The 22,246-nt window shown below is 62.8% G+C and carries 24 protein-coding genes and 2 pseudogenes; 16 read left to right on the top strand and 10 right to left on the bottom strand.

Features of this window, described 5'->3' with window-relative positions; genetic code table 11:
* Positions 1 to 6: 6 nt before the first annotated feature.
* Positions 7 to 1,728 (top strand): J domain-containing protein, encoded by a 1,722-nt coding sequence (locus RI103_RS19585; RefSeq protein WP_310816988.1) that lies wholly within the window; start codon positions 7 to 9, stop codon positions 1,726 to 1,728.
* A gap of 154 nt (positions 1,729 to 1,882) precedes the next feature.
* On the opposite strand, the pseudogene RI103_RS19580 reads toward RI103_RS19585, so the two are convergent.
* Both RI103_RS19580 and RI103_RS19575 read right to left on the bottom strand, forming a co-directional pair.
* A pseudogene (locus tag RI103_RS19580) lies at positions 1,883 to 2,256 on the bottom strand (MFS transporter); the annotation flags it as partial.
* Between the two features lie 241 nt (positions 2,257 to 2,497).
* Positions 2,498 to 3,031 (bottom strand): annotated as a pseudogene (locus RI103_RS19575) (IclR family transcriptional regulator); the annotation flags it as partial.
* 168 nt (positions 3,032 to 3,199) lie between these two features.
* Between RI103_RS19575 and RI103_RS19570 the strand changes: the two are divergent.
* Entirely contained in the window at positions 3,200 to 3,487 is a 288-nt protein-coding gene (locus RI103_RS19570) for a hypothetical protein (RefSeq protein ID WP_132379269.1), read from the top strand.
* A gap of 98 nt (positions 3,488 to 3,585) precedes the next feature.
* A complete protein-coding gene (locus RI103_RS19565) occupies positions 3,586 to 5,280 on the top strand; it encodes an acid phosphatase (protein WP_310816986.1) in 1,695 nt (564 codons plus the stop codon).
* A 70-nt stretch (positions 5,281 to 5,350) separates the two neighbouring features.
* Here the strand turns inward: RI103_RS19565 and RI103_RS19560 are convergent, their stop codons facing one another.
* Complete coding sequence (locus RI103_RS19560) at positions 5,351 to 6,022, bottom strand: DUF4410 domain-containing protein (RefSeq protein WP_310816985.1); 672 nt, start codon at positions 6,020 to 6,022, stop codon at positions 5,351 to 5,353.
* Between the two features lie 160 nt (positions 6,023 to 6,182).
* Between RI103_RS19560 and RI103_RS19555 the strand changes: the two genes are divergently transcribed.
* The 6 genes from RI103_RS19555 to RI103_RS19530 all read left to right on the top strand — a co-directional run bounded on the left by RI103_RS19555 (position 6,183) and on the right by RI103_RS19530 (position 10,082).
* Entirely contained in the window at positions 6,183 to 6,542 is a 360-nt protein-coding gene (locus RI103_RS19555) for a DUF3564 domain-containing protein (RefSeq protein ID WP_310816984.1), read from the top strand.
* Between the two features lie 376 nt (positions 6,543 to 6,918).
* Positions 6,919 to 7,668 carry a DNA/RNA non-specific endonuclease gene (locus RI103_RS19550; RefSeq protein WP_310816982.1) on the top strand — a complete coding sequence of 250 codons (750 nt, stop codon included), beginning with the start codon at positions 6,919 to 6,921 and terminating at the stop codon, positions 7,666 to 7,668.
* Positions 7,661 to 7,921 carry a hypothetical protein gene (locus tag RI103_RS19545; protein WP_310816981.1) on the top strand — a complete coding sequence of 87 codons (261 nt, stop codon included), beginning with the start codon at positions 7,661 to 7,663 and terminating at the stop codon, positions 7,919 to 7,921. The genes RI103_RS19550 and RI103_RS19545 overlap by 8 nt, the downstream gene beginning before the upstream one ends.
* Before the next feature lie 298 nt (positions 7,922 to 8,219).
* Entirely contained in the window at positions 8,220 to 8,600 is a 381-nt protein-coding gene (locus tag RI103_RS19540; protein ID WP_310816980.1) for a hypothetical protein, read from the top strand.
* A gap of 253 nt (positions 8,601 to 8,853) precedes the next feature.
* On the top strand, positions 8,854 to 9,195 hold the full coding sequence (locus RI103_RS19535) for a hypothetical protein (RefSeq protein ID WP_310816979.1): 342 nt from the start codon (positions 8,854 to 8,856) through the stop codon (positions 9,193 to 9,195).
* A gap of 2 nt (positions 9,196 to 9,197) precedes the next feature.
* A complete protein-coding gene (locus tag RI103_RS19530) occupies positions 9,198 to 10,082 on the top strand; it encodes a 4-hydroxy-tetrahydrodipicolinate synthase (RefSeq protein ID WP_310816977.1) in 885 nt (294 codons plus the stop codon).
* A gap of 44 nt (positions 10,083 to 10,126) precedes the next feature.
* Here RI103_RS19530 and RI103_RS19525 read toward each other — a convergent pair whose 3' ends face one another.
* A complete protein-coding gene (locus tag RI103_RS19525; protein WP_310816976.1) occupies positions 10,127 to 10,669 on the bottom strand; it encodes a lytic transglycosylase domain-containing protein in 543 nt (180 codons plus the stop codon).
* Between the two features lie 287 nt (positions 10,670 to 10,956).
* Here RI103_RS19525 and RI103_RS19520 point away from each other — a divergent pair, with 287 nt between their 5' ends.
* Positions 10,957 to 11,181: a hypothetical protein gene (locus RI103_RS19520; RefSeq protein ID WP_310816975.1), complete on the top strand. Its 225-nt coding sequence runs from the start codon at positions 10,957 to 10,959 to the stop codon at positions 11,179 to 11,181.
* A 24-nt stretch (positions 11,182 to 11,205) separates the two neighbouring features.
* On the opposite strand, the gene RI103_RS19515 is transcribed toward RI103_RS19520, so the two are convergent.
* Complete coding sequence (locus RI103_RS19515; protein WP_310816974.1) at positions 11,206 to 11,523, bottom strand: hypothetical protein; 318 nt, start codon at positions 11,521 to 11,523, stop codon at positions 11,206 to 11,208.
* Positions 11,524 to 11,614: 91 nt separating this feature from the next.
* On the opposite strand from RI103_RS19515, the gene RI103_RS19510 reads away from it, so the two are divergent.
* Complete coding sequence (locus RI103_RS19510; protein WP_310816973.1) at positions 11,615 to 12,154, top strand: Mpo1-like protein; 540 nt, start codon at positions 11,615 to 11,617, stop codon at positions 12,152 to 12,154.
* Between the two features lie 62 nt (positions 12,155 to 12,216).
* Here the strand turns inward: RI103_RS19510 and rarD are convergent, their stop codons facing one another.
* Positions 12,217 to 13,113, bottom strand: a complete 897-nt coding sequence (gene rarD / locus RI103_RS19505) for an EamA family transporter RarD (protein WP_310816972.1) — start codon at positions 13,111 to 13,113, stop codon at positions 12,217 to 12,219.
* 591 nt (positions 13,114 to 13,704) lie between these two features.
* On the opposite strand from rarD, the gene egtD reads away from it, so the two are divergent.
* Positions 13,705 to 14,685, top strand: a complete 981-nt coding sequence (egtD, locus tag RI103_RS19500; protein WP_310816970.1) for an L-histidine N(alpha)-methyltransferase — start codon at positions 13,705 to 13,707, stop codon at positions 14,683 to 14,685.
* Between the two features lie 110 nt (positions 14,686 to 14,795).
* On the opposite strand, the gene RI103_RS19495 is transcribed toward egtD, so the two are convergent.
* Positions 14,796 to 15,089 carry an acylphosphatase gene (locus RI103_RS19495; RefSeq protein ID WP_012428825.1) on the bottom strand — a complete coding sequence of 98 codons (294 nt, stop codon included), beginning with the start codon at positions 15,087 to 15,089 and terminating at the stop codon, positions 14,796 to 14,798.
* Between the two features lie 165 nt (positions 15,090 to 15,254).
* Between RI103_RS19495 and hpnA the strand changes: the two genes are divergently transcribed.
* Together hpnA and RI103_RS19485 are read left to right on the top strand one after the other, a co-directional pair.
* The gene (gene hpnA, locus RI103_RS19490; protein WP_310816968.1) at positions 15,255 to 16,265 is read left to right on the top strand and encodes a hopanoid-associated sugar epimerase; all 1,011 of its coding nucleotides are present in this window, start codon (positions 15,255 to 15,257) and stop codon (positions 16,263 to 16,265) included.
* A 137-nt stretch (positions 16,266 to 16,402) separates the two neighbouring features.
* The gene (locus tag RI103_RS19485) at positions 16,403 to 16,939 is read left to right on the top strand and encodes a hypothetical protein (protein ID WP_310816967.1); all 537 of its coding nucleotides are present in this window, start codon (positions 16,403 to 16,405) and stop codon (positions 16,937 to 16,939) included.
* Positions 16,940 to 17,002: 63 nt separating this feature from the next.
* Here the strand turns inward: RI103_RS19485 and RI103_RS19480 are convergent, their stop codons facing one another.
* Complete coding sequence (locus RI103_RS19480; protein WP_310816966.1) at positions 17,003 to 18,175, bottom strand: glycosyltransferase; 1,173 nt, start codon at positions 18,173 to 18,175, stop codon at positions 17,003 to 17,005.
* The gene (gene hpnC / locus RI103_RS19475; protein ID WP_310816965.1) at positions 18,175 to 19,041 is read right to left on the bottom strand and encodes a squalene synthase HpnC; all 867 of its coding nucleotides are present in this window, start codon (positions 19,039 to 19,041) and stop codon (positions 18,175 to 18,177) included. The genes RI103_RS19480 and hpnC overlap by 1 nt, the downstream gene beginning before the upstream one ends.
* Positions 19,042 to 19,390: 349 nt before the next feature.
* Here hpnC and ispH point away from each other — a divergent pair, with 349 nt between their 5' ends.
* Together ispH and hpnH are read left to right on the top strand one after the other, a co-directional pair.
* The gene (gene ispH, locus RI103_RS19470) at positions 19,391 to 20,335 is read left to right on the top strand and encodes a 4-hydroxy-3-methylbut-2-enyl diphosphate reductase (protein ID WP_310816964.1); all 945 of its coding nucleotides are present in this window, start codon (positions 19,391 to 19,393) and stop codon (positions 20,333 to 20,335) included.
* A gap of 10 nt (positions 20,336 to 20,345) precedes the next feature.
* The gene (gene hpnH, locus RI103_RS19465; RefSeq protein WP_310816963.1) at positions 20,346 to 21,500 is read left to right on the top strand and encodes an adenosyl-hopene transferase HpnH; all 1,155 of its coding nucleotides are present in this window, start codon (positions 20,346 to 20,348) and stop codon (positions 21,498 to 21,500) included.
* 131 nt (positions 21,501 to 21,631) lie between these two features.
* Here hpnH and RI103_RS19460 read toward each other — a convergent pair whose 3' ends face one another.
* A complete protein-coding gene (locus RI103_RS19460) occupies positions 21,632 to 22,237 on the bottom strand; it encodes an ABC transporter substrate-binding protein (protein ID WP_310816962.1) in 606 nt (201 codons plus the stop codon).
* Positions 22,238 to 22,246: the final 9 nt, after the last annotated feature.

Below are 22,246 nucleotides of genomic sequence, written 5' to 3'. Positions count from 1 at the left end.
TCAGCCATGAATACGATCGCCAACAATCTTTGGCCGTGGGACGTGCTCGGCATCGAGTCGAGTGCCGACGAGCGAGCGGTGCGTCGCGCTTATGCGCGGCTGCTGAAACAGCAACGGCCGGATGAAGATACCGAGGCGTTTCAACGCCTGCGGTACGCGTATGAGTCGGCGTTGCAGATGGTGAGCGGCGCGGTCGCGAAGGGAGTGGCCGCGGCCCAAGCTGAAGCCTCCCACGCCGAAACTGCCGTTTCGATCGAGCCCATGCACGCGCGTGCAACCGCGTCAGCCACGTCCCACGTCGTGGCTAACACATCTGAAGTCCAGGCCGCCGCTCGCGAACCCGACGCTTTCGAAACCGCCGTCCAGCTCTGGCAAGACTTCATCGCGCAAGCGGACGACCTCGAGTCGCGCCGTTCGCTGGAGGATCTGTTCGCCGCCGTCGTCAACATTGCGACCCGTGACGAACTCGAATGGCAGGCGCTATGCCATTGTCTGAACGAGGACACACCGGCCACGCTGCGCATGAATCTGAGCGCGGTCCTCGGCTGGCGGGACAACTCGGCGCATCTGCGGCGGCGCAACGCGGCCATCGCCACGCTAGCGCTGAACCGCGTATTCGCCGACGAGGACTACAACACGCTACGCCTGCGCTTCACGAACGCGATGGCATTGCTCGAAGGTCCGCTGCCGCAAATGGCGGCCGGCGCGCGGGCGCTGCTTCGGGCCGGCATGCGCGTCGAGATGGGCCAGCTATTGACCGCGCTTGGCCGCTACCATCCGAATGTCGTGCGGCTTCGGCTCGATGTCGAAAAGGTCGATTTCTGGGGACGTTGCCTCAAATTCCGCATTGGCGCGGGCCGGCTGTTTGGCCCGGCGCTCGCGTTGAATGCGTGGTGCGGTTTGCTGTTCGCGGACGCTTCGCTGAACCCCAATAGCAGCCGATGGTTCGATCAGTGGTCCGCAGCCCAGTTGGGCATCCTTCTGTCGACGCTGATGCTCGCGCTGGTGAGCGTCGCCGCCACGACCGTGCTGCTATCCGAGCCGCAGCAGCAGCGGCTGCGAGCGTTGCGTTCGATCGGTTGGCTGCGCTATGGCTGGGTTCCCGTGTGGCTCGGCGCGACCACTGTTGCGCTATGTGAGGACGGCAGCGGCCGTTCGACATCCATCGCGATGGCCACGCTAGGCGCGTGCACGATCTGGGCCGCGTTGATTCACGGTTGGCCGCCCATCAAGGAGCTCGCAATACTCGCCGCATTCAGCGCGACGGCGTTGGGCTTTGCGGGCCACTGGATCGCCACGGATTCGCATGCGTGGCCGATGCCCTTTGCGCATGGTGTGCTGTTCGCGTTCTTCATTTCCTTTTTGCAAGCGGAATGGCGCGGATGGATCGCGCGTCGGCCGCGGCTGTTTTGGGTTTGCGCGCCTTTGTGGTTCGCTGGATTCGCAGCGTTGATCGTGTTGCTGCTGCAGCGTGAAGTGCGCGCGACGCAGTTCGCGTGGGCACTGTTTACGGTGATGTCGGCGGCGGGCGGCGTGCTGGCGACGACGCGTTGGAATGATCTGCGTAGTGCCATACCGGCTTTTTTTCGCGGGTATGCCAATCTTGTGTGGATGGCGTTGGCGATTTACAAGCCGGACATCATCGCCTGCGTGAGTGCGGGGTTGATGAGTATCTGGGTTATCGACGGGATCAAGCAGCGGCGGGAAGCGCAACAGGCAACGCGTTAACCACGCCCAAAAACGAAGGGGCGCACCACCTTGAAGTGCGCCGCACGTCTCCCAGCTATCGCGGCACTACAACATCCGTCGCCCACCAAACTCGAACTGCAAAAAACCTCAAGCCTCAAGCTGCTCCAGCACCTTCCCCTTGGTCTCGATACCGAGATTGAGTCACGGCCGGAAGCGGACCTTTGACCGCGCGTTCGAACGCATGCACCGCCATATCCGCATCGGCCATGCGCTCACGTTCGGCGAGGCAGCGCGGCGATTCGGGCACGAGCTTGCACAGCACGAAAAACAGGATCAACGGGGCATGCCGCCGATAAAGTACATGGCTTGCCAGCCGAAACGCGACACGATCCACGCACCCAACGCATTCGAGGCGAGCAGCCCGACCGGGAAAACGATCTCGTATAACAGCACGAAACGAGATCAGCCATGCGCACGGCTGATCTCGTTGATGTAAGTCGCGGCCACCGGCAATTCGCCTCCAAGCCCGAGCCCTTGAATCACGCGCAACACGACGAACGCCGCGAACACGGCAACGAGCGTGCGCACAGACGCGGCGCACCTTCCACCACCGTGGCTTCGACGCCGAACTTGCGCGGATGCGGCGTTCTTTACGGCGGGTGTGTCGAGTGCACGGAACCAGCCGAAAATTCTGACCGGCATCCATCACTCGTTTTGAGGTTCTGTCGAGAGAGTGATCTGAAGCGTGCAGGCCGGCCGCAAACGCAGCCGGGCTAACGTTGAAGTGAATGCTGAAGTAGAACCGGAATCAGCCCGCCGCCATCTGCTTGCGGCGAGCCTGAGCCGCAGTTGGATCGTCCACACGCGGCCGGTAGCTGAGTCGCACGGACAGCTCGAGCGCCGCCTGGCAAACCGCGGTGATGAGCGGCTCGCGCTCTTCGGCTTCACCGATTTCCGAGCGCGGAATCGTGACGGTCAACGCCGCCGCGATCTCGCCGCTCTGGTCCCGCACCGGCGCGCTCACCACCGAAATACCCCGCTCGAACGACGCTTCGCTCAGCGCATAACCGAGCGCCGCGTTTTCGCGCACTCTTTCGTACAGTTCTTCGACGGTGGCCGGCGTGCGTTCGGTGAAACGTTCGAGTTGCGGTTCGGGATACAACTGACGCAATTCCTCGAAAGTCAGATCGCCCATCAACACCTGGCCGTGCACCGTCGCATGCGCCGGCAAGCGCGTGCCGACATGCACCTTCACCGAGCTGAACATCGGCGCATGGGTTTGCGCCTTGGCGACGAACACCACGTCGCGCTGATCGCGGATCGGCAGCAGCTGCCGCAAGCCATGCGATCGTCGACGAATGCGACGCGCTCGCGGGAGGCCGGGCAGTGGTTAACCATGCCTTTTGCTGCATTGCCACGCCGCTTCGCGGTGCTATGCTTTGAAACGGTCCACTGCGCGATGCCTGACTGCCGCGCATTCGCTCCGCTCAAGCGTCCGGAGGCCGTGCTCATGTCCGATTCCATTCAGATTCAGGTTGCCGACTCGCACCTTTATCCGGGCTGCGCGGTGCGCATCGCGCACTTGCCCGAGCCGGCCCGGGGGGCAGCCGCCGTCGTCGAATTCGCGGACGGCTCCGGCGCCAATGCCACCTGCCACCGGCGAGCGCTCGACGAACTCGAATTGATGGTGGACCGCTATGCCACGCAAAAGCGTCACCCTGTCGACACGCGGCATTGGCTTCTGCTTGCCGTCGACGCCACGCATAACAGTTGGCGCGTGAAGCGCCGCCTGCCGTAGTCTGCATCTTTCGCCGCTTCGAATCCGCAACCGGTGCCGCACGCACGCCGCTCCGAGCGACGCTTTAGCGTCCGTCACAGCCACTTCGGAACCTCCCGATGACCGATCACGACTCCACTCTGCCGCCAAACGCCGACACCGCCCATAACGCGCCCGACGACCCTGAACGCCGCCGGGTCCTCACCGGCCTGGCAGCGGTCGGTATCGGACTGGCGCTGACGGGCTGCAAAACCGAGCAAAGCCTATCGAGCACAGGCGCGCCGCGCAGCGCCGCCGACCTGCGCCTCGACGCCGCGCTCCACGATCAGGTGAAGCACATCGTGGTGATTTACGCGGAGAATCGCAGCTTCGCGAACCTGTACGGCAACTTCCCCGGCGTCCAGCATCCGCTCGATGCCGTGAGCGCCGAGCGCTATCTGCAACTCGACCGCGACGGCAAGACGCCGCTGCCGCGCTTGCCGGCCATCTGGGGTGGCCTCGTGCCGCAAGCGCAGGAAGTCGACGGCAAGCGCTACATGATCGGCCAGAAGGATATCGTCGACCTGCACAACCGGCCGTTCCATATCGTCGACGCGCAGGGCGCGCCGCTGCCGACCGGCGTGATCACGCGCGACCTCGTGCATCGCTTCTATCAGAACCAGATGCAGATCAACGCCGGCCGCAACAATCAGTTTGCTGCCTGGGGCGATTCCGGCGGCCTGGTGATGGGGCACTACCGTAATTCCGCCGACACGCTGCGTCTGTGGAATCTCGCGCAGCAGTACACGCTATGCGACAACTTCTTCATGGCGGCCTTTGGCGGCTCGTGGCTGAACCACATCTTTCTGATCTCGGCGCAGGCGCCGTTCTATCCCGACATTCAGAACAGCCCGGCGAAAAAGATGGTGTCGGTAGTCGAAGGCGACGATCCGACCGGCACGCGGTTGAAGCAGGCGGAAGGCTCGCCCGCCTCCGCGCTCGACGGTCCGCCGAAATTCGTCAACGACGGCGCGTTCACCGCGGATGGCTACGCCGTCAACACCATGGCGCCGCCGTATCAGCCGAGCAACGTGCGTCCGGCCGAAGGCGGCAATCCGGCCTTCGCGGATCTGTCGAATCCGCGCGTGCTGCCGCCGCAGAATTACGCGACGATCGGCGACCGGCTGACGGACAAGGGCGTCGACTGGGCGTGGTACAGCGGCGCGTGGCAGTACGCGTTGGAGCATCAGGATACGGGCGCGGTGCCCGACTTCCAGTATCACCACCAGCCATTCAACTACTTCGCCAATTACGCGCCGGGCACGGCGGCACGGCGCAAGTATCTGCGCGATGGCGGCCTCGGCAACGACGCATCGAGCAACCGCCTGGTCGCGGATATCGACGCGGGACGCTTACCGGCGGTCGCCTTCTACAAGCCACAAGGCGATCTGAACATGCACGCGGGTTACGCGGATGTCGAATCGGGCGACCGTCACATCGCGACGGTGATCGAGCATATCCAACGCGGGCCGCAGTGGGCGAACACGGTCGTGATCGTCACCGTCGACGAGAACGGCGGCTGGTGGGATCCCGTGTCGCCGCCGAAGGGCGACCGCTGGGGTCCGGGCTCGCGGATTCCCGCGCTGGTGATCTCGCCGCTGGCGAAGAAGGGTTACGTTGATCACACGGTGTACGACACCAATTCGATTCTTCGACTGATCAGCCGTGTGCATGGCCTCGCGCCGCTCGACGGCGTGGTGGCGCGCGATCGGGCGTTCGCGAGCAACGGGCTCGCGCCGTTGGGGGATTTGACGGCTCCGTTGGATCTGGCTTGAACTGCTGAACGTTCGAGAGTTCGTGAGAAATGGAACGCCTGCGGCCGCGCCGTCGGCGTTTCCATGCAAGCTACTGCGCTGCGCCATGCAGCTTGGCGATCACCGCATCTGAAATCTCCTGAGCCGTTTTCTTGATCGTCTTCTTCTCGTCGCCGCTCGCCATCACGAACTTGGCGGCGATCACGTACGGATTCAATTTGATGACCGCGCCCGGCATGCCCTTGCTGTCCGCTTCCTCGACGGCCTGATACAGCGGCGGCAAATCAGCCGCCCCGAGGCTGTCGCACGACACCGCCACCTGAATGCCGTTCTGACCGGCGCCGAAACCCACCATCGCACGCCTGAGGCGATTGCCGTCGTCCACGCTCAGAAACACGCCGCGCACTTGCCAGCCGACAGTCGGCAACGATTGACCCGGCGCACTGCGACGCGCGTCGACGCCAGCCTTTTTCAGGTCTTCCGTCAGCGCGTCCGCCATTTCATCCACGATGTGTTTGGCGTGCTCCTGCGGATTCTTGTCCTGCCCCATCGGTCCCGGTCCGCTCGGCAGCAAACCGCGCAGGCGGCGCACGCGTTGGCCCGGTCCGCTGTCCGGCGTCACGTTCGCGACGTCCAGATCGAAGTCGGCCACATAGACGATCGGCACCGGCGCAGCGAACGGTGCACTATCCGCTGCTGCGCTGACGGCCACCACGCTCAGGCATCCCGCCATCAGCGTGCATTGCAGAAATCGATGCAGCATGGCGTGCCTCCGCGAGCGTCAACAGGACGCGGCTATCGTACAACTGTATGCACGGCGCGTCCGTTTTTTCGTGCCCGATCGTCATACGTTTTGCCTTGCATAACACAGGTTGCGGCGTAGACTGATAAAGCACAACTTCGCACTTTGTACGGAACCCGCCATGCGACTGACCATCCTCATCAACGGTTCCGATCCCACCGTCAGCCACGACTACGCTGTGCTATGGCTCGATACCGACGAACACCGGTGGTCGAGAGAAGCACATCAAGGGATCGATCTGCCCCCCTGGGGCGAGCTACGCGACGATAACGGCGTGACGACCCTCTGTGCGCCAAGCACGGATGCGCCGCTATGCACGCTGCGCGGCTTGCACGTAGACCGCAAGCAACGCGTGAGCGCCGCGCAAGGCGCCGCGGCATGGACCGCTCTACCGACGCGCGCGCCGACAAACGGTTTTTGGCGTCTGCAAGCAGTGGACCGCCAGCAGGTCCACGCCGAACACAGCGTATTCGGCAATTAGGTTTCAGCACGTATTTTCTCTCGGTCGAATTTGCCATGCGCGAGCGGCGCTTCGCTCGCGCATGGCCGATTTCGCACGCACGTTCGCGCGCTGCCGTTTCAAAAAAACTCCGGCTCTCTTGCGCATTTAAGCCCGCCTTAAGTTTGCGTGCGTAGAGTTGGAAATCCACGCATTAGGGTCGCTGCAAGGCGGCCCGTTTTTTTTTGGTGCGGCGAGATGGAGACGTCTGCGTGCGTGCCACGCGTCGGTATCGTTTTCATGACAGCGCTCAATGCGCGATTCCGTTTTCTCTTCCGGTGTTTTCCCTGTATTTCACGTCGCGCGAGATGGGCCCGCAACGCTATACTTGCGCCCCCATCTCCCGACTGACTGACACATGAAGAAGTGGTTTGCCTGTCTGTTGTTCGCCGTTGCCGCTCACGCGAGCGCAGCGCCCTCCTGCACCCAATTCACACCGAATGCGCAATGGCCGGTTCTGAGCAATCAGAAGATGGCCCCGAAAACGCGCATGCTTTGCTATAGCGATTTCGCGGTTTTGCATTCGGGCATCACGCACGGTCCGCTGTGGTCCGCCGAGCTTCTGACGCGCGACCATATCGAAGCCGCCAAAGACATGGTGCGCACCAACAAGTTCTTCGAAGACGCGCGCCTGCCGGACGGCGAAGGCGCCACGCTCGCGGACTACAAGCGCAGCGGATTCGATCGTGGTCATATGAGCCCGGCGGGTAATCGCTGGAATCAGGAGGCGATGGCACAATCGTTCTCGCTCGCCAACGTCGTGCCGCAAAACCGCGAAAACAATCAGCGTCTGTGGGCACGCATTGAAACGTCGGTGCGCAAGATCGCGGTGTCGTACGACGATACCTATGTGGTCACCGGCCCGATCTTCAACGGCCAGCAGTTGCAGACCATCGGACCGACGCGCGTCTTCGTGCCGACGCAGTTATTCAAGGTGGTCTACGTGCCGTCGCGGAAGATGGCATTTGCCGTGGTGGTGGACAATGTCTCGACCAACAGATACGACATCAAGACGATTCACGAACTCGAAGCAGCATCGGGCATCCGTTTTCCGGGCATTCCCGAGAACCTCAAAGATCAGCGACCGGGAGGACTGAAAGGTGTTTAAACCCTATTCGAACGACGACGACGTGCTCAACATTCAGGGCGACGCGTTGACCGTGAGCAACGGCACCACGCGCATCGTGCTGAGCGGCACGCTGGAACTGACGCAGGATCAGCGCGGATTGAAGGCGGCGATCGCACTCAAGGAAGCGGTGGATGCGATCGTCGCCAGTTTGCAGGCGCAGCCCAAGTTGCCCGCGAAGGTGAAGGACGAGCCGGACGCGAAGCCGGGCGTCGTACAGAACCCGTTTCAATGACGCGCTAACGCAGCGCGGGCGTGCGGAGGCGTGAAGGCTTTTTTTGCCGCCTTCGCCTTCGCCCCCTTCGCTGCCTTCCGCACACGGTCTCATGTGTCGGAGCCATCGCCGGTAGCGCATCCGGCACCGATCATGGGGCGCGGAGCCGTAATTGCTTCGGGATCCCAATATGTTTCAACGGTTACGTTTTGTCACCACAACGTCGTCAACTCCTGTCTTCCCGCCAACGTTAAACCGGCAGCGCTGAAACATTTCAGCCGCGACACAAGAATCAACCGGTAAAACCAGGAGTCAAACCATGAAGACGCTTTTCGCCGCTCTCGCTTCCGCTCTGCTCGTATCGACCGCTTTCGCTCAAACGGCCGCGCCGTCCACGACGCAATCCGCACAGCCCGCGCAAACGCAGCCCGCCGGCCAGGCGAACCTGAAGGCGAGCACCGCCGTGCAAACGGGCGCCGCGAACGAAAGCACCGCGGCGGCGAAAGCGCCCGCCAAAGCCACGACCAAAGCGCAAGTGAAGAAGACTTCCGCCCATCAGACGGCAAAGGCCCACAAGATCACCAAGAAGAGCGCTGCAGAAACAAGCGCCGCCAAGACTAAAACGGAGAGCGCGAAAGAGGCCAGCAATGCCCCGGTGAAAGCCGACGGCGCAAAGACCGACACGACGAAAACGCAATAACACGTGATCGGTTTCGGCACGCACCGGCCAGGCATGTGTAGGTAATCGAAGCCGAACTGTGCCGTTCAGGGAGGGCGAGTCGTATGACTCGCCTTTTTTCTTGCGCGTGTCGTCTCGCGTCGAGCACCTGCACTTTCAAGCAAGCCCGTATGATTTTTCCAACGAACACCCCAATTTTTGCACCGCGTTTACCCGCAGACGTCTAATCTCGAACTGTCTTGATCAACCATGGCGTCGACGAACGCCGCATCACATGGCTCTCACACAATCAATCGACAGCTTCGCCACTCAGCCGCTCAACGAATCGCACGTTCAACGCAACAACGTCATTCCCTTTCCCGCGGGGCGAGTCCGCTTGCAGGTGACACTGCCTCACCGATCGTGCGAACTTCCCGGCACTCAACTTCGCGTCCTGCTTCATTCTCCTCTCGGTGTCTATGTCGTCGCCACGGAAGCGGTCCGTCAGGAAATCCGCGTGCAACTCGACATTGCCTTCGACGACCTCGACTTCACACTCCACACACTGATCGCAACACTTCCCGCCGCGACGATCGGACCATTGAAGCGCCGCAGCGCGGCCGCAAAGGCGCGCTAATCATGTTCTCAGGTATCTGGTTGCCCATCGTTACACCGCTGCGTAACGGCGAAGTCGATATCGACTCATTGCAGCGTCTCGCGGAATACTACTTGCGCACGGAGATCAGCGGTATCGTCGCGTTGAGCACGACGGGCGAAGCCGCCTTGCTGGAGGAAGCGGAGCGCCTCACCGTTTTGCAGGCGCTGACCGAAGTGACCGGCTCCCGTCTGCCGATGCTGATCGGCGTCGGCGGATCGAATACGCGCGACGTTCTGCGCGATATTCAGCGCTATGAGCGTTGGGAGTGCGCGGGTTATCTGGTCTCCGCGCCGTCATACGTGTGTCCGGACCAAGCCGGCGTGCAGTGGCACTTCGAGCAGGCCGCGCTCGCGACCGAGCGTCCCATCGTCCTCTATAACGTGCCGCACCGAACCGGCGTGACGATCGCGCCGGATACGGTCGCGCGGCTCGTCGAGTGCGGCAACATCGTCGCGATCAAGGAGTGCGTGAAGGAGCATTTCGCCAAGTTGAGCGCCCTGCCGATCAACGTCCTGTGCGGCACGGACGAAGCCCTGGACGATTGTCTGCATCACGGCGGAACAGGCGGCATTCTCGCCAGTGCACATGTCTGCGCCGACCTGCTGGTCACGTTCCAGGACCTGCTCAGGGCTGAACGCGATGTGGACGCGCGCAACCTGTTCGCCTGCCTGCTGCCGGTTCTGCGGCTCCTGTTCGCCGCGCCGAATCCGTCCGCGATCAAAGCCATGCTGGCCTTCGATCATTCGCTCAGCGACGAGACGCGCATGCCGATCTCGCGCGCTTCGGCGCAACTCGTCGAACGTCTGAGCACCGCGCGCGACAGGCTGCAGGATTTGCGCGCCGAGTATGCCGGCGTGATGAACTAGCGAATCCTGTTCGGTCTCTTCTCACTGCGCCGCGAATGAGTACTTCATTCGCGGCGCAGGCTTGCGTCGAAACGCTGCATACTCAGCGCGACACGCCGCGCATAGCCGCGCCCGCCGCCGCTGTAGCGAAGCAAGGCGGTATCGAGATCGCCGCCGCTCTCGTCGAGGTAGCGGCGCAGAATGGTCGAGCCGATCCGCACGTTGATTGCCGGATCGGACAGATCGGTCGCCGTCGCGATCAATTGCGGATGCGCGGCGGGCAAAATCTGCATGAGCCCTCGCGCGCCCGCGACACTCACCGCATGCCGATCGAAGCCCGATTCAACCGCCATCACCGCAAGCAGCAAGACGGGCGAGACGGCGTGACGATCGGCTTCGATCAGCACCGCGCGCGCGATCTTCAGCGATTCCGTCGGCGCCACGCGAAATTGCGCGCGCAGCACGGCGGTGATATCGCTGAGTGTCGGCAAGCTGGTTTCTGAAGTCGCCTCGCTCGCCACGATGGATGCTTGTGCAACGGACTGAGCGTCAGCCGCACGCGCGGCACCGGCGAACGAGACAAAGATCGCTGCAAGGATGATCGCCAAGCCGGATGCCGGATAACGGTCCGCTTTTCGTGGTACTGGCACACCATCCAGAGCGCTATTTCCAAGCATATTTTCGCTTCCTGACCGGGGTGTCTCGACCTTACCGGGCTGGGTGTAGCGAATCGCAAAAGAAACGGCGCCGCGCCGTAAAATGCTTATAAAGATGCGGCGCGTGCGCGTGGTTCGCAGCGGCCGTTTATATCTCTTTTGCGCCGCGCGACGCGTTATTGAGCCGTTCAATATGGCAGGAATGGCAGACTCCGATGATCGATCACCGGAAAGTCATCATGTCCAGTTTGAACATCCGCCAGAACGCTGTCGCATCGTTAGATGAGAACAGCGATACGCTGCACCGCGCATCGCTTGCCGGGCGGAAGAAGGCTCGCCAGCGCACGCTCTCGCTGACCGTCGCGAGCGGTGCCATCGCGGCCATCGCTATTGCGGTGGGCTTGCCCTCGATGGGCATTGCGGTCTATCTGGCCGCCACGCTGCCATTCGCATTCTTCTCGTGAGCAGGCAAAGGCACAACACAGCCATCAATCTGCAACAGGATTCAACTCCGCCAAAGCGTCCAGCTTGTGCATATCGGTGATTTCGATTTCGGCATAACCGGGCTTCAGCGCGCCTTGCGTTTCCAACCGCTTCAACACCTGGTTGATCGTTTCGAGCCCATCGAACTCACAATAGAGGCTGTCGTCGGAATCGCCGCATTTGAAAATCCTCTGACCCGCAGCGAGCCGTTCGGCACATCCCGCTTCGATCGACTGCGCCCGCATGGCAGCTGGCGCCGAGCGAAACCGCGCGCTGCGCACAAGCAACGCGGCAAGCTCGTTCGATGGCAAACTCGCAGTCATAAAACGGCACTCGTGCCCGATTGTCGGCTACCCGATGGTTTCAAATTCCGCTGACCGCGATTATGCTGGCTTTGATCCAGGAGCGGCATCCATGAGAACGCTGACGCAACAGCTTACGCAGTACGCGGCCTACCATCGTGACCGGCGCAATATCGCCACGCACTTCATCGGCATTCCGATGATCGTGCTGGCGTTGGCGGTGCTGTTGAGCCGGCCCGCTTTCGCGGTCGGCGCACTGCCATGGACGCTATCGCCGGCGTGGGTAGTATTCTTCGCGGCCACGCTCTACTACCTGGTGCTGGACGTGCCGCTCGGCGTGATGATGGCGTTCGTGTCCGCACTCTGCGTCGCGTTCGGCCAGTGGGCGGCGGCGCAATCCACATTCGCGTGGCTCGTGATCGGCGTCGGACTCTTTCTGGTCGGCTGGGTGTTTCAGTTCATCGGACACATTGCCTACGAACATCGCAAGCCGGCCTTCGTCGACGATGTAATCGGCCTGCTGATCGGACCAGTGTTCGTGCTGGCCGAAGCGTTGTTCGGCTTCGGCTGGCGGCCTGCGCTGCGCGAAGCGATCGAGGCGCAGGTCGGTCCGACGCGGATCAATGCGGACCAGACAGCGGCACATCGCTAGGCGCATCGCTCAAGCGCGCCGCCCCATTCACGGCCCGCACGCTCGATGCAACTCAGCCCAAGTCAGTTCGGCGCGAGGCGCACAAGGCGCACGCTATGCAATGCCGTCAACGCGACGGCAATCCAGATTGGACCGTAGGTGGCCAACTGCGCGGCGCTCAGCGTTTCGCCGAGCAACGTGATCGAGATCAGCACGAGCAACACCGGCTCGACATAGCCGAGAATGCCGAACAATGCGACCGGCAACAACCGGCTCGCCTTGAGATACGACGCCAGCGCAATGGTGCTCAGCGCGCCGAGGCCAGGCAGCAATAGACACCACATGTCGAGACGGCCTGAGATCATCGCCAGCGACCCGCCGCTGATCACGAACAATATCGCCGGTGGCAGCAGCAGCGCCATTTCCACAGTGAACATCGCGAGCGAGTCCTGATTGATTTTGCGGCGCAGCACGAAATACGGCGGATAGCCGAGTGCGACCAGCAAGGTCGGCCACGAAAAGGCGCCCGTCACCCAAAGTTCATGGCCGACGCCGGCAGCCGCGCATGCAACTGCCAACCACTGCAAACCGTCGATACGTTCGTGGTAGTAGAAGCGCCCGACGAGCACCATCACTAGCGGCAGCAGGAAATAGCCGAGGGAGACGTCGAGCATCCGGCCATGCAGCGGCGCCCAGAGAAATACCCACAATTGCGCGCCGAGCAAGGCCGCGCTCACGATCATCGCCACGCCGAGCTTCGGCTCGGTCACCATGCGGTAAAGAAGTCGCCGGAGAATGGGCAGGCGCTTTCGCAACGCCACGAGCAACAGCGCGCCCGGGACCGTCCATATGATGCGCCAGGCGAAAATATCGAGGCCGCTCAGCGGCGCGAGCAGTGTGGCGTAAGCGGACAGTAATGCAAACATCGCGGACGCGCACACCGACAATGCGATCCCGCGCTTCGGGTCATACTGGTTCATCGAGCGCCCCGTTGCGCAACCGCTTCGATATGCGATACAGCCGCGTGTGCGGGCAGATGTGTTTGCAGCGCAGCATTGAGTCGCGCGGCGTTCGGTGTTGTCATTGGAAGTGAGGTCTCACAAGCGTGCAGCGCGCATCCGGCGCTGCGTTTTCGTCTTCAGTAAGCGACGCAGAGCCGGCATTCTAGACGGGTTATCTGTTCGCGGCTCAGCGTAGGTTCCGCGCGCTTTCGTCAGCAGGCTGCAATTATTCCGTGCGCATCGCGCGTCGATGCACTAGAACATAACTTCACGTGCGGCCAAAGGAGCCAGGCTTCTCCCAGGCAAGGTCGCACACCACCTCGCGCAAAACGGCTCAAGCGCGAATCTTGCTACTTAGCCTTGCGACGCTGTTTGCCTTGTCGTTCGCAGCGCCCCGCAGGAAGTCCCCTCGGGGGACAGCATGTGCAGCATCCATGAGCCGGGCCGGCGATGGCAGTCCTACGGACCGAGCCCGCCCTTCTTCTTCGCGGCACGCCTCAACTACGTTTCATCGCGCGTGCCGACGCCCGGCAGCAATCCCGCTCATCGAATGTGACTACTGGAGCCAGCATGACCCAGCCAGCCCTATCGCACGACGCATCGCCCGACCTACGCTCCGCCTTTGCCGCCGACGTTCGCGCCGGCCTCACCCATACGCCGCAGAAAGAACTGCCCTCGAAGTACCTCTATGACGAAGTGGGCTCCGCGCTGTTCGAAGTGATTACCGTGCTACCGGAATACGGCGTGACGCGCGCCGAGGAGCGCCTGCTCGCCAGGCACGCCGCGGATATCGTCGCGCACCTGCCGCATGACGTGACGGTCGCCGAACTCGGCAGCGGCAGCGGCCGTAAAACACGGCGCATTCTGGAAGCGCTGTGTAAAAAGCGCCCCACTTCTTACTGCCCGATTGAAATTTCGCGCAGTGCGTTGCAGTTGTGCAGGCGCGAACTCGGCGACATCGAGCGGATTTCGATTGTGGGTTACGAACGCGATTATCTGGCCGGCCTCGCTGAAGTCAGCAAGCAGCGCGCTGCGGACGAACGGTTACTCGTACTGTTTCTTGGCAGTACGATCGGTAATTTCGGCAGACTGGCGGCGACGCGTTTCCTGCGCGATATCCGCAACATGCTCGCTCCCGGCGATGCGTTGCTGCTCGGCACGGATCTGATCAAGCCGACTCCCGTATTGGTGGCCGCCTACGACGACTCGATCGGCGTCACCGCGTCGTTCAATCTGAACCTGCTCGCGCGCATCAATCGCGAACTCGACGGCGACTTTCCGCTCGAGGCGTTCGAACACGTCGCGCGCTTCAACCCTGACGCGCGCAGCATCGAAATGCATCTGCGGGCGAAGCGCGATATCACCGCGCGCGTGGGCGCGGCGAAGCTGACGATATCGCTCAAGGCGGGCGAAACGATCTGGACCGAGAGCAGCCACAAATATCGCGCGGAAGAGATGCCCGCGATTGCCGGCGACGCCGGCTTCGTGTGCAGCCATCAATGGGTCGAGGAAGAATGGGGCTTTGCGGAGAGCCTGCTGCTGGCGCGTTGAGCGCGCCCGGCCGCTGACTGAAGCGCGAACACGGCAAGGCGGCGCGCCATCGTGCATGATGGCGCGCTGCCTTTTGTTTGGTGTGTTTTGCCTGTTCTCCGTGCAGCCGCTCAGTGCTGTTCGAAACGCTCGTAGCGCTTTTCGGTGGCGCGCTCTTCGCCGGCTACCTCGGTCACGCGCGCCGCCGGCGGCCCGTGCCGCAGCCACGACAACATGCGGTCCACCTGGTTAGCCGAGCCCTGCAACATGGCTTCGACGGAACCGTCATCGAGATTCGCCACCCATCCCTTGATACCGAGCGCGTGAGCCTGCCGCACGGTCGCGTGGCGAAAGCCGACGCCTTGCACGGTGCCGCGCACGCGCACGTAATACGTTTCGATCCGCTGATCCAGATCCGGGGCCATGCCGTCCTCTCTTCGCAATCTTTCAAGCCGGCATTCTAGTCGTGTCGCGGCGAGCTTGCTCGGCAACGCGCGATCTCGACCGCGCCTCCTTGAAACCGTCCGCACGACACACGGCCCGCACGCCACGTACAATCCGTCGACTGTCATGCAGGGAATGGAAACAGAATGACCGAACAGAATCGCGATCTCGTGCTCGTCACCGGCGCTTCCGGCTTTGTCGGCTCGTCGGTGGCGCGCATCGCGCAACAGAAGGGTTTCAGAGTGCGCGTGCTGGTGCGCGCCACCAGTCCGCGGCAGAACGTCGAGTCGCTGGACGCGGAAATCGTGATCGGCGATATGCGCGACGAAGCGTCGATGCGCAACGCGCTGCACGGCGTGCGCTATCTGCTGCATGTGGCCGCCGACTATCGCCTGTGGGCGCCGGACCCGACCGAGATCGAGCGCTCGAACCTCGAAGGCACCGAGGCGACCATGCGCGCGGCGTTGAAGGAAGGCGTCGAGCGCATTGTCTACACCAGCAGCGTGGCCACGCTGAAAGTGACCAGTTCCGGCCAGTCCGCCGATGAAACTTCGCCACTCAAAGCCGATCAGGCGATCGGCGTGTACAAGCGCAGCAAGGTGCTGGCCGAGCGCGCGGTGGAGCGGATGATCGCCGAAGACGGCCTGCCGGCGGTGATCGTCAATCCGTCCACGCCGATCGGACCGCGCGACGTCAAGCCGACGCCGACCGGACGCATCATCGTGGAAGCGGCACTCGGCAAGATTCCCGCGTTCGTCGACACGGGCCTGAATCTCGTGCACGTGGACGACGTCGCGGCCGGCCATTTTCTCGCACTCGAACGCGGCAAGATCGGCGAGCGCTATATTCTCGGCGGCGAAAATCTGCCGCTTCAGCAGATGCTCGCGGATATCGCGGCGCTGACCGGCCGCAAGGCGCCGACGCTGAGCCTGCCGCGCTGGCCGCTCTATCCGCTGGCCATGGGCGCGGAAGCGGTCGCCAAGATCACGAAACGCGAACCGTTCGTCACCGTCGACGGCTTGAAAATGTCGAAAAACAAGATGTATTTCACGTCGGCGAAAGCGGAACGGGAACTCGGCTATAGCGCGCGCCCCTATCGCGAGGGCTTGAGCGACGCCCTCGACTGGTTCCGGCAAGCGGGCTATTTGAAGCCATGAAGCGCGGCTAACGACCTGGCCTGCGCTGGGCGGGCCGATGCCGCCGCAAGCATTTTGTTACAACGTCACGGTGTCAGCAAAAGGTAAAAGCCTGCGCGCAGCAGGTAAAATCGCGGGTCTTACCAGAGAAACCTCGCATGAACCTTCACGAACAGCTCGGCGCACTGGAAATGGGCGTCGATCAGCTCATTCAGGCTGTCGTGGCCCCGCAGGCCGAACACATCCCCGAGACACCCGCAGAAAACGCCGCGCCGCAGGCGTCGGCGGATCAGATCGCGTCCGCATCCACGGCGGAAGCGGCTGAGACGGAGGCGGCCGTTGTCAAAGACAAGGCGCCGGCTCCGCAGCTTCAGCCCACGCTCGAAATCAACCGCCCCGCGCAGAACGAGATCACGATGACGATCGGCGGCCAGACGGTCGCGCTACGCGCGGAGCAGATCGGCCAACTGATCGAGGAACTGTCGAACGCCCGCGCGTCGATGACGCCGGAGCCGCCGCCTGGCATTCCGCCGGGCTGGCGCTTCGTGTCCACGAAGAATCCGGTCATGGCGGTGCAGAAACAGTCGAACGGCGACCGTTTGCTGGTCATGCGTCACACCGGTCACGGCTGGGTACCGTTCACGTTCTCGCCCGACATGGTGATTCAGCTCTACATGATGCTCACCAAAGGCTGATGTGAAAAAGCGGCGCCCGAGAGCGTCGCTTCTTCTATCCCACTGCGATATCCGAGCGCTGCGTCAGCGTTCCTGCACCGGCGCCTGAACCCGCGCCTTCCACTGCCCGCCCTTGCCGCGCCAGTAGCGCACGGCCGACGCAAACGTCGCGCCGACATAGAACAACGCGACCAGCGGCAGAAACGGCGCCCACAACGGCGAGCGGCGATAGTAGCTGAGCATCGGCGCATAAGCGCAGCACATGGCCGCCCACCCGAGCCACGCCGGCCAGCCAGTCGGGCCGAGCACCAGCGCGGCGACCGGCGGCATCAGGTAAATGATCGTCATGCCGGCCAGCGTGCCCGCCAGCAGCAACGGCGAGTAATGCAGCTGCGTGAATGCCGTGCGCGCGATCATGTTCCAGATCTCACGCCAGCTGTCGTACGGGCGCAGCGACACGCTGCGCGCCGCCACATCCAGCCGGATCGGATGACGCCCCGTGCCGCGATGCTTGATGCGCGCGGCGAGGCTGCAGTCGTCGATCAACTCGGCGCGGATCGACTCGATGCCACCCGCTTCTTCCAGCGCGCTACGGCGCACCAGCATGCAGCCGCCCGCGGCCGCCGCCGTGCGATTGCGCGGGTTGTTGACCCACGAGAACGGGTACAACTTGGCAAAGAAGAAGACGAAGGCCGGAATCAGCGCCTTTTCCCAGAACGAATCGCAGCGCAGACGCACCATCAGCGAGACGAGATCGCGCTGTTCCGCGTCCGCACGCGCGACGAGTTGCGCGACCGCGTCGGCGGGATGGCCGATGTCGGCGTCGGTCAGCAAGAGGAAGTCCGCGGACAGGCCGAGCGTGCGCACGGCCTCGATACCCTGCGATTGCGCCCACACCTTGCCGGACCAGCCCGGCGGCAGCGGCTTCGCGCTCAGTACGGTCAGACGGCCCGGGCATTGCAACTGCAGCGCGGCCGCGCGAGCGGCGTCGGCGGTGCCGTCGGTGCTGTGGTCGTCGACGACGATCACGTGGAATTCGCCGGCATAGTCCTGCTGAAGCAGCGTGGTGACCGCCTCGGCGATCACGTCGACTTCATTGCGAGCCGGCACCACGGCGGCGACCGCCGGCCACGTTGCGCGCGGCCCGACGGTCAGCGGCGCGGCAGGACGCGCGCGCCAGAAACCGCCGCGCGCGAACAGCAACACACACCAGATCAGCAGGGATAGACACGAAAGAAGAAACAGAACCACCGCCATTAAGCATTACCCTCGATTGAACGCGCTTGCACGCCGACGCGCCGCGACAGCCACATCACCACGGCCCGAGCCGCGACGACGCACCAGTCAAACGTATTGAGCACCGGCCGCTCGTGAAACACGTCGTAGCCTGCCTTCTCGATTCGTTCGAGAAAGCGCAGGCCACCGTGAACGGCGCCGCACAATTCGATGCCCAGCCGCCCCGGAATACGCAACGCGAGCGGCGCGCCGCGCACCAGCGTCTCGCGGACGAACGACACCTCGTGCGCCATGAGCGCCCGCCAGTCTTCATCGGCGACACCGTTGGCGATGTGCGCCTCGGTCACGTTGAAGCGCCGCATATCGGCGCGCGGCAGATACACGCGGTCCTTTTTCCAGTCGGCGGAGACGTCCAGCCAGAAGCTGATCAACTGCGACGCCGTGCAGATCGCGTCGGCGTCGGCGAGATTCTCCGGCGTGGCCGCGTCGATCAGATGCAGCATCAGATGCCCAAGCGGATTTGCCGAGTGGCGGCAATAGTCGAGCAGCGCGGCGCGGTCGGCGTAACGACTGGTGTCGATGCCCTGACCGCACGCGTGGAGCAGATCGTAGAACGGCGCGAGCGGCAGTTTATACTGAGCCACCACGCCGGCCAGCTTGCCGAACAGGAGCGGATGGACCGGCGCCGCGCGCCGCGCCGCCACCGCGTCGAGGCCGGCGCGGAAGTCGGCGAGACGGGCGTGGCGCTCGGCTGCGCTCCAGTCGCCTTCGTCGGCGATATCGGCCGCCGTGCGGACCACCTGATAGATAGTGCCGATAGGCGCGCGCAGCGCCTTTGGCAGCAACACGCTCGCGACCGGAAAATTTTCGTACTGTTCAACGTCCATCCAGCGAGCCTCGAAAACCCATTGGTAACGCGGGCGCCAGCGCGCCGCAGGACCCCGTAGTTTAAGGGTTCCGTTAAACCGCTGCAGCGTGTAATCATTGCCGCATCGCACCACCGCCTACGCCGGCGCCGGCGCCGGCGCCGGACCAGGCTGCGCCGCTGCGGCGTCTGCCCAACACGCGCCGGGCGCCTCGAAGCAAAGCCGGCCTGATAGCGTTAGAATGCGCGTTTGGTTTTGCTGTACCGGCACGTCGCCGGGGCTCAAGACGTCAACTAATTAGATGATCGCGGCGATAAAGTCATATTTACCGACTTCTTCGAAGCCCGCGTCAGTCGGAGTTCGCCAACTTATGCGAGTCATCCTTGCTCAACCCCGCGGCTTTTGTGCGGGCGTTGTTCGCGCGATCGAGATCGTCGATCGTGCGTTACAGCAACACGGCGCACCCGTGTATGTCCGCCACGAGATTGTTCACAATCGGCACGTGGTCGACAATCTGCGCCAGAAAGGCGCGCGCTTCGTCGAGGAACTCGACGAAGTGCCGCAAGGCGCCGTGGCGATTTTCAGCGCGCATGGTGTCGCCCAGACCGTCGAGCGTGACGCGCAAGCGCGGGGTCTCGACGTGCTCGACGCGACCTGCCCGCTGGTCACCAAAGTGCACGTGCAGGGCCGCCAGTACGTCAGCGCCGGCCGCACGCTGATTCTGATCGGCCACGCCGGGCATCCGGAAGTGGAAGGCACGATCGGCCAGATTCCAGGCAAAGTGCTGCTGGTGCAGAGCGAGGCCGAGGTCGAACATCTGGACCTGCCGCTCGACACGCCGCTCGCTTATGTCACGCAAACCACGCTGTCGGTGGACGACACGCGTGGCATTATCGACGCGCTGCTGCGCCGTTTCACCGACATCGTCGGTCCGGATACGCGCGACATCTGCTACGCCACGCAAAACCGCCAGGCGGCGGTGCGCGAGTTGAGCAAACAGGTCGACGTGCTGCTGGTGGTGGGCGCAACCAATAGTTCGAACTCGAACCGGCTGCGCGAGATCGGCAGCGAAAGCGGCGTGGCGAGCTATCTCGTCGCCGACGGTTCGGAAGTGAAGCCGGAGTGGTTTGCTAACGTGCAAGCGGTCGGCATCACGGCCGGCGCTTCGGCGCCGGAAGAGATGGTCAGAAACGTAATCGATGCGCTGAGCGCATTGGGGCCTGTCGATGTCACGACGATGGCGGGCCGTGAAGAAAAAGTCGAATTCAAGTTGCCATCGAAGCTGATGCAACCACTCGCTGCACGCGAAGTTTAAGGAGGACGTCTTGTCTATTCCGCTGCTACAGAAAGTCCGGGTCGGCGCATACATCATGCGTCAGCATATGTCCGGGAATAAACGCTATCCGCTCGCCTTGATGCTGGAGCCGCTGTTCCGCTGCAATCTCGCCTGCAATGGCTGCGGCAAGATCGACTATCCGGATCCCATCCTGAATCAGCGCCTGTCGCTGCAAGAATGCCTTGAAGCCGTCGACGAATGCAATGCACCGGTGGTCTCGATCGCAGGTGGCGAACCGCTGCTGCACAAGGAAATGCCGCAGATCGTGAAGGGCATCATGGCGCGCAAGAAATTCGTGTACCTGTGCACGAACGCGCTGCTGATGGAAAAGAAAATGGACGACTACGAGCCGAATCCGTACTTCGTCTGGTCGGTTCACCTCGACGGCGATCAGCAGGCACACGATCACTCTGTTTCGCAGGAAGGCGTATACGACAAGGCTGTCGCCGCCATCAAGGAAGCGAAGCGCCGCGGTTTCCGCGTGAACATCAACTGCACGTTGTTCAACGACGCCGTGCCGGAACGCGTCGCCGCGTTCTTCGACACGCTGGGCCCGATGGGCGTCGACGGCATCACCGTCTCGCCGGGTTATGCGTACGAACGCGCGCCGGATCAGCAGCACTTCCTGAATCGCGACAAGACCAAGCAACTGTTCCGCGAGATTTTCAAGCGCGGCAACAATGGCAAGAACTGGTCGTTCAGCCAGTCGGGCATGTTCCTCGATTTCCTGGCCGGCAATCAGACGTACGAATGCACGCCGTGGGGCAACCCGGCCCGTACCGTGTTCGGCTGGCAAAAGCCGTGCTATCTCGTCGGCGAAGGTTACGTGAAGACCTTCAAGGAACTGATGGAAACCACGGACTGGGACAAGTACGGCACGGGCAACTACGAAAAGTGCGCGGACTGCATGGTGCACTGCGGTTTCGAAGCGACCGCCGTGATGGATACAGTGGCGCATCCGCTGAAGGCGCTGAAGGTCAGCCTGCGCGGTCCGAAGACCTCGGGCGCGTTCACCAAGGACATTCCTTTGGATAAGCAGCGTCCCGCCGAGTATGTCTTCTCGCGCCACGTCGAGATCAAGCTGGAAGAGATCAAGGTGTCTGGCAAAGGTAAGAAAGTGCAGACGGCGACGGCTGCACACTAAGCGGTCGAGGGGGCGGTTTATCACCGGCCCTGATCGAAGACACAAAAAAGCGCGGTGGCCATCAAGCCACCGCGCTTTTTTTATGCCTTGGGTTTCACGTCTCACGCCTCATGAGACCAGGCCATCAGCCGTTACCCAGCGCTGCGCGCATTGTGAGCGGTCAGAAACTTGATCAGCCCGTCGATGCCGCCTTTGGAAATCTGATCGGCAAATTGCGTCTGGTACACCTGGATCAGCCAGGCGCCCATCATGTTGATGTCGTAGACCTTCCAGCCGGCGTCGCCCTTGGTCATGCGATAGTCGATCGCATCGTCGCCGCCATTGCTGAGTACGTGCGACTGCACGACGACGTCTTTGGCGCCAGCCGGAACGCTCACCGGCAAGAACTTGAACTTCACGTCCTGATCGCGCAGTTGCGACAGCGAGGCCGCGTAAGTGCGCGTGAGCAGCAGCGTAAACTGCTCGTACAACTGCTTTTGCTGTTCGGGCGTCGCGGTAGTCCAGGCCTTGCCGACCGCGATCCGCGTGGTGCGCTGAAAGTCGGTGGCCGGCAGGAAGCGCGACTCGACCAGTTGGGTGATCTTCGCCATGTCGCCGCCGCGCGCCTGCGGGTCAGCCTTCATCGCGGCCACCGTGCCCTCGACAGCACTTTTTACCACCGCTTCGGGTGCGCTTTGCGCATATGCCGCTGTGGACACCACGGCCGCGGCCAGAAAAGCAGACAGATAACGTTTCATACGCTCGAC

Origin of the sequence: Paraburkholderia sp. FT54 (assembly GCF_031585635.1) — a bacterium.
Classification (GTDB): Bacteria; Pseudomonadota; Gammaproteobacteria; order Burkholderiales; family Burkholderiaceae; genus Paraburkholderia.
This window is presented reverse-complemented; position numbering and strand designations above follow the sequence as displayed.

Excerpts from the sequence above, each read along its gene's own strand:
- RI103_RS19555 (WP_310816984.1), top strand. The coding sequence starts at position 6,183 with ATGCGACTGACCATCCTCATCAACGGTTCCGATCCCACCGTCAGCCAC.
- RI103_RS19535 (WP_310816979.1), top strand. The coding sequence starts at position 8,854 with ATGGCTCTCACACAATCAATCGACAGCTTCGCCACTCAGCCGCTCAAC.
- RI103_RS19480 (WP_310816966.1), bottom strand. The coding sequence starts at position 18,175 with ATGGCGGTGGTTCTGTTTCTTCTTTCGTGTCTATCCCTGCTGATCTGG.
- RI103_RS19485 (WP_310816967.1), top strand. The coding sequence starts at position 16,403 with ATGAACCTTCACGAACAGCTCGGCGCACTGGAAATGGGCGTCGATCAG.
- RI103_RS19510 (WP_310816973.1), top strand. The coding sequence starts at position 11,615 with ATGAGAACGCTGACGCAACAGCTTACGCAGTACGCGGCCTACCATCGT.
- RI103_RS19560 (WP_310816985.1), bottom strand. The coding sequence starts at position 6,022 with ATGCTGCATCGATTTCTGCAATGCACGCTGATGGCGGGATGCCTGAGC.
- RI103_RS19530 (WP_310816977.1), top strand. The coding sequence starts at position 9,198 with ATGTTCTCAGGTATCTGGTTGCCCATCGTTACACCGCTGCGTAACGGC.
- RI103_RS19585 (WP_310816988.1), top strand. The coding sequence starts at position 7 with ATGAATACGATCGCCAACAATCTTTGGCCGTGGGACGTGCTCGGCATC.
- hpnA (WP_310816968.1), top strand. The coding sequence starts at position 15,255 with ATGACCGAACAGAATCGCGATCTCGTGCTCGTCACCGGCGCTTCCGGC.
- RI103_RS19495 (WP_012428825.1), bottom strand. The coding sequence starts at position 15,089 with ATGGCCCCGGATCTGGATCAGCGGATCGAAACGTATTACGTGCGCGTG.
- RI103_RS19515 (WP_310816974.1), bottom strand. The coding sequence starts at position 11,523 with ATGACTGCGAGTTTGCCATCGAACGAGCTTGCCGCGTTGCTTGTGCGC.
- rarD (WP_310816972.1), bottom strand. The coding sequence starts at position 13,113 with ATGAACCAGTATGACCCGAAGCGCGGGATCGCATTGTCGGTGTGCGCG.
- RI103_RS19550 (WP_310816982.1), top strand. The coding sequence starts at position 6,919 with ATGAAGAAGTGGTTTGCCTGTCTGTTGTTCGCCGTTGCCGCTCACGCG.
- egtD (WP_310816970.1), top strand. The coding sequence starts at position 13,705 with ATGACCCAGCCAGCCCTATCGCACGACGCATCGCCCGACCTACGCTCC.
- hpnC (WP_310816965.1), bottom strand. The coding sequence starts at position 19,041 with ATGGACGTTGAACAGTACGAAAATTTTCCGGTCGCGAGCGTGTTGCTG.
- RI103_RS19460 (WP_310816962.1), bottom strand. The coding sequence starts at position 22,237 with ATGAAACGTTATCTGTCTGCTTTTCTGGCCGCGGCCGTGGTGTCCACA.
- ispH (WP_310816964.1), top strand. The coding sequence starts at position 19,391 with ATGCGAGTCATCCTTGCTCAACCCCGCGGCTTTTGTGCGGGCGTTGTT.
- RI103_RS19565 (WP_310816986.1), top strand. The coding sequence starts at position 3,586 with ATGACCGATCACGACTCCACTCTGCCGCCAAACGCCGACACCGCCCAT.
- RI103_RS19570 (WP_132379269.1), top strand. The coding sequence starts at position 3,200 with ATGTCCGATTCCATTCAGATTCAGGTTGCCGACTCGCACCTTTATCCG.
- RI103_RS19540 (WP_310816980.1), top strand. The coding sequence starts at position 8,220 with ATGAAGACGCTTTTCGCCGCTCTCGCTTCCGCTCTGCTCGTATCGACC.
- RI103_RS19520 (WP_310816975.1), top strand. The coding sequence starts at position 10,957 with ATGTCCAGTTTGAACATCCGCCAGAACGCTGTCGCATCGTTAGATGAG.